6 protein-coding genes are annotated in these 4,657 nt (G+C 68.2%); 1 reads left to right on the forward strand and 5 read right to left on the reverse strand.

The genetic code is table 11. The features are described 5' to 3' along the window. Window positions 1-215: 215 nt before the first annotated feature. Both VGR06_RS05340 and VGR06_RS05345 read right to left on the reverse strand, forming a co-directional pair. Entirely contained in the window at window positions 216-404 is a 189-nt protein-coding gene (locus tag VGR06_RS05340) for a DUF397 domain-containing protein (protein WP_327557826.1), read from the reverse strand. Next, the gene (locus tag VGR06_RS05345) at window positions 386-1,225 is read right to left on the reverse strand and encodes a helix-turn-helix transcriptional regulator (RefSeq protein WP_327557827.1); all 840 of its coding nucleotides are present in this window, start codon (window positions 1,223-1,225) and stop codon (window positions 386-388) included. Before VGR06_RS05345 ends, VGR06_RS05340 begins: the two co-directional genes overlap by 19 nt. 152 nt (window positions 1,226-1,377) lie before the next feature. On the opposite strand from VGR06_RS05345, the gene VGR06_RS05350 reads away from it, so the two are divergent. Next, entirely contained in the window at window positions 1,378-1,617 is a 240-nt protein-coding gene (locus VGR06_RS05350; RefSeq protein WP_327557828.1) for a hypothetical protein, read from the forward strand. Here the strand turns inward: VGR06_RS05350 and VGR06_RS05355 are convergent, their stop codons facing one another. From VGR06_RS05355 to VGR06_RS05365, 3 genes are read right to left on the reverse strand one after another with little or no spacing between them, the layout of a single operon-like run. Then, on the reverse strand, window positions 1,618-1,818 hold the full coding sequence (locus VGR06_RS05355; protein ID WP_327557829.1) for a DUF5302 domain-containing protein: 201 nt from the start codon (window positions 1,816-1,818) through the stop codon (window positions 1,618-1,620). 25 nt (window positions 1,819-1,843) lie between these two features. Continuing rightward, window positions 1,844-3,496 (reverse strand): long-chain-fatty-acid--CoA ligase, encoded by a 1,653-nt coding sequence (locus VGR06_RS05360; protein WP_327557830.1) that lies wholly within the window; start codon window positions 3,494-3,496, stop codon window positions 1,844-1,846. A gap of 15 nt (window positions 3,497-3,511) precedes the next feature. Beyond that, window positions 3,512-4,603, reverse strand: a complete 1,092-nt coding sequence (locus VGR06_RS05365; RefSeq protein ID WP_327557831.1) for an acyl-CoA dehydrogenase family protein — start codon at window positions 4,601-4,603, stop codon at window positions 3,512-3,514. Window positions 4,604-4,657: the final 54 nt, after the last annotated feature.

Raw genomic sequence — 4,657 nt, forward strand, 5'->3', positions numbered from 1 at the left:
GACTGTCCGGCGCCGAAGCCGTCCTCAAACTCCGCGCACTCGCCAGCAACAACAACTTCCCCGAATACTGGCAATACCACCTCGCCCAAGAAAAACAACGAACCCACCAAACCCGTTACCAAAACGGGATCATGCCGCAGGTCGCATGATCACTCCAGAAGAGCCACACCCCTTACGATTCAGCTCCGCCGCATTTCATGAGTTGATGGTGGGTGTCAGTAGTCGAATCGGCCTCGCTTAACCTCGGTTAGGAACGTGCTGAGGTGTGCCACAACGAGTGCGGTGGGGTTCTTGCTGTCGCGGATGGCATCTAGGGTGTTGGCTAACTCCACGCAGGTGGATGTGTTCTGGCTGTGGGTGGACTTGCGCCACCGCCGAGAGGTTGTCACAGGGCTGTCTCCCATCTGTTTGCGTACCGGGCGATGAGGTCGGTGGAGTCGATGTGATTCAGGGCCACCCGGAGCATCATCTCAATTGCTCGCCGGTAGGGGTCGATATCGTCGTCTTCATGGAGGAACAGGCCTGATCGCCGGTTCTCCAACTGCACGACGGGTGTTGCGTTTTTGGACTCGATCAACTGGAACAAACCCTCCAGGCCTGGGTGCCACCCAGTGGAGAAGGGAATGACTCTGAGGTCCACATTCGGCCAACTGGCCGCGTCGAGTAGGTATCGGAGCTGCTCGGCCATAATCTCGGGGCTGCCGATCAGCTGACACAACGCCGCTTCGCCGACGAGGGCGACGAGTCGGACCGGATTGTGGCCTTTCAGGACCTCCTTGCGGCCGTTGCGTATCGCAATCCGGGTAGCTGTCTCGTCGGGCGGCACACTGCCACTGGTCATGATCGCTCGAATGTATGGGGTGATTTGGAGGAGTCCCGGTATCAGTAATGGCGACGCTTCGGTGATGGTTGTCGCGGACTGCTCGAGGTCGACCAACGTGTTGAGTTGCTCGCGCTGTTCGGGCAGGGTCAGGGCGAGCCACTGGCTCGCGCGGGTGCCCTCGGTGAGGCGGATGATCTCCTCATAGCGCTCGCCGTTGACGCCGAGCAGCGCGAGGATCTGGGCGACCTGATCGGGTCTGGGAGTGCGTTCACCCGTTTCCCAGCGGGACAACATGCCGGGGTCGCGGCCCAGCTTGGCGGCGAAGTCCCGGAGCCTCAGATCGTTGTCCTCCCGGGCCTGGCGCAGTGCCCTACCAAGAGCACGGGACTTGGGCGTCCTCATCGAGTCCTTCTGGTCACTGTCCGTGCCTGCGTCTCACTCGTACGCAGCAGTGTTGCCGCTGGTGCAACAGGATAGGAGTGTCTTTGATGTTCGCAACATCGGCAACATGAAGGGTAATGCACGTGGCATGCGACGCGGGTACACGGGAACGGTTGAAGGCCGCGCTGGACCAGATCGAGCAGTTGATGCCCGGCGAAGTGCAGACAGTTCTGGAAGATCGGCTCGGTGAGACCGTCAGGGCCGCCGCCGGCTTGTACGCGGAGCATGGGCTACCGGACGGGGAGCACCTCATGCTGATGCTGCGCCTGTGGCGCCATCATGCTGAGGGCGGCGAGGCGTTCATGCGCCGTTGTTACGAAATGCTGTATGCCATGCAGGACGAGGGCGAGTGATCAGCCGCTCTTGCGGCGGAAGGTCCGGCGGGCGGCGGCGGGGCCGTGCGCTTCGTGGATCTTGGAGGAGCCGTCGGCGTGGGTTTCGCGGGCCTTGGCCTTGGCTTGCTTGCGTTCGAGGGCTTCGCGGAACCGGGCGCGTACCTCCTCGGCGGGCTCTGGGGTGTCGGCAGTATCGGCGGGTTCCGATGTGCTGGACATGTGGGACCTCCCTGCGTCAACGGTCTCAGCCTCGCACGGGCCTGGTGCCGCCGTCGAGTTGAATAGGGGCGTTGTCAGCCGTCAGTGGCCGGTATCTCGTCTCCCGCCCGGCACGCCACCATACCGGGTCGGCACAGGTCCAGGCCTGGGTGGTGAGGGTGCGCTTGAGCACCTTGTGGGTCGGGGTGCGGGGCAGCCGGCGGGCCACCCGGATGAACCGGGGCAGCTGCTTCGGCCCCAGGTCCGGCTGCGCGGCCAGGAAGTCGGCGAACGCGGACGGGTCGAACGCGCGGCCGCGGCGCAGCACCAGCGCGGCCATCACCTCGTCGCCGGGGCCGCCGCCGGGCACCGCGTACACCGCGGCCTCGCTGACGTCGGGATGCCGCAGCAGGATCCGCTCGATCGGCGCGGTGCCCAGGTTCTCCCCGTCGACCCGCAGCCACTCGCCGGTGCGGCCGTAGAAGTAGGCGAAGCCGTGCTCGTCGGCGTAGGCGAGGTCGCCGCTCCAGAACATGCCGTTGCGGATGCGCTGGTTGTCCGCCGTGGAGTCCCGGTAGTAGCCGGCGAACCAGCGCGGGCCGGTGGTGTTCACCAGCTCGCCGACCGCCTCGTCCGGGTTCAGCAGGCGCCCCAGCTCGTCGAACCGCGCCGGCGGGCACGGGTCGCCGGTGTCGGGGCCGAGGATCGCCACCCCGTCGCCGAGCTGCCCCAGCGACCCCGGTGGCAGGTCCGGCGGGCGGGCCAGCACGATCCCGCCCTCGGTGGACCCGTACGCGTCGATCACCTGGCAGTCGAACCGCTGGGCGAACGCGACGATGTCCCGCTCGGCGCCCTCGTTGCCGAACATCAGCCGCAGCGGGTTGTCCGCGTCGTCCGGCCGTGCCGGCGTGGCCAGGATGTAGGACAGCGGTTTTCCCACGTAGTTGGCGTAGGTGACGCCGAACTTCCGGACGTCGTCGAGGAACCCGGACGCGGAGAACCGGGCCCGCAGCGCCAGGCACGCCCCGGCGGCCAGGCCGACCGACCAGCCGGCCATGATCGCGTTGGAGTGGAACAGCGGCATCGCGACGTACACGGTGTCGTCCGCGCCGAGGGCGAACCGGTCGGCCAGCATCCGGCCGGGGTGGGCGATCTTGCCGTGCGTGCAGCGCACCGCCTTGGGCTCGCCGCTGGTCCCGGACGTGAAGATCAGCATGAGCAGGTCGTCGGGCACCACCGGCACCGGGTCGAGCGGGCGGTCCCGGTGCGCGTACAGGGACATGTGCCAGGCGGCGGTGTCGATGTCCATGACCCGCCCGTCCGCGGCGCCCAGCTCGAGGTCGTCGAGCAGCTCGACGTAGCGGCTGTCGGTGATCACCACCTGGCAGTCGGCCAGCCGGATGTCCCGGGCCAGCGCCTCGCCGCGGCGGGTGGTGTTCAGCCCGACCAGGACCGCGCCGGACAGCGCCGCACCCCCTAGTAGGAAAGAGAACTCCGGCACGTTGTCCAGCAGCACCCCGATATGGAACGGGCCGGGCCGGCGCAGCGAGCGGAGTAACGCAGCGCGGTCGGCACACTCCCGCACGTGCTCCGCCCAGGTCCATCGCTGATCCTCGAACAGCAGGCCAGGGTTGTTGTCGCGCTGGCGGGCCTGCAGCAGCTCGGTCACCGTGGGTACTGGCAAGCCGGGCTGCGCCATGCAAGCCTCCCTGGTCTATGCCGGTTCCGCGGCAAGCCCCGCGCCGATCCGGCGAAGCTGGGCCGTGGCCCCTCCCATGCTGAACTCGTTGCGCTTTGCTGCAACAAAATACCGGTGCAGGGGGTAGTCCTTGTCAATACCCACACCGCCATGGACGTGTACGGCCGTGTGCGCGACCCGGTGTCCGGCGTCGGCGGCCCAGAACTTCGCGGTCGCGACCTCGGTTCGCGCGGGCAGGCCCTCGGCCAGCCTCCACGCCGCCTGCCACAGTGTCAACCGGGCCGCCTCCACGTCGATATAGCCGTCGGCCAGCCGCTGCGCCACCGCCTGGAAAGTCCCGATAGGACGGTCGAACTGCACGCGTTCGGTCGCGTAGCTCGCGGTCAGCTCCAGGGCCCGCTCCAGCACGCCCAGCTGCAGCGCGCACTGCCCCAGGATTGCCCTGGTGGCAAGCCATTCCGCCGCACCCTCGCCGAGCACGCGGTCGGCGCCGAGGCCGACCTCGTCGAGGTCCAGCATGGCCTCTCCGTCCCCGTCCACGATCTCCTGCCGCCGCACGGTGACCCCGGGATCCTGAGGCGTGACAAGGAAGACGGCGTTCCCTTCGGGAGTTGCCGCCGGGACCAGGAACAGGTCGGCGATCGGGCCGGCGGGCACCGTGGTCTTCACCCCGGACAGCCACCACCGCCCGCTGCCCATGCTCGCGGTCGTGGCCTCGCCGACCTCGTCGTCGAGCGCCGCGGTGAGCACCAGCTCCCCGGCCGCCGCGGGCCGGACCCAGCGGTCCCGCTGCTGCGGCGTGCCGAACTCAGCGATCGCCGCCGCGGCCACCACGATGGACGGCAGGTACGGCACCGGAGCCACCGCACGGCCCAACTCGACCAGCACGGTGCACTGCTCGAGCAGCCCGTAGCCGGCGCCGCCGACGTCCACCGGCAGCGACGCGGCCAGCACGCCGGCCTCGGCCAGATCCGTCCACAGTGTCCGGTCGAACCGGTCCGGCCCGGATTCCACGGCACGCAACCGGTCTTCGGTCACGTTGTCCGACACGATGTCCCGGGTGAGCCGGCCGAGGTCGGTCTGCGCCTCGGTGAACGAGAAGTCCATGGGTGTGCTCCTGGGGGTTGAGGGCGATGAAGGGGGCCTTTCTCGCGCTGGGCG

It is taken from the genome of Actinophytocola sp. (assembly GCF_036002505.1).
Lineage (GTDB): Bacteria > Actinomycetota > Actinomycetes > Mycobacteriales > Pseudonocardiaceae > DASYTH01.